1 protein-coding gene is annotated in these 206 nt (G+C 72.3%); it reads left to right on the forward strand.

Translation table 11 applies throughout. The annotated features are described in order from the left end of the window. Positions 1–20 precede the first annotated feature (20 nt). Positions 21–206: hypothetical protein (locus tag EXE42_RS18440; RefSeq protein ID WP_199240830.1), on the forward strand; the 186-nt coding region annotated here is incomplete at its 3' end.

The raw sequence follows: 206 nt of genomic DNA on the forward strand, positions 1-206 counted from the left end.
GTGAGCGCTGAAGGCGGGGTATGTACTTCCCCGACGCGGGCGAGTGGGAACGGCGCGACCCCGAGGCGGTCGGGCTCGACCCGGAGGCCGTCGCGGCCGCGGCCGACTACCACAGGCTGAACGGCACGCCCGGAGAGCAGATCGACTACGACTTCGCGGACCACGAGACGTGGGACGACGCCGAGGGCGAGCACGGCCAGCGGATC

This window comes from Halorubrum sp. SP3 (assembly GCF_005435195.1).
Taxonomy (GTDB): Archaea; Halobacteriota; Halobacteria; order Halobacteriales; family Haloferacaceae; genus Halorubrum; species Halorubrum sodomense.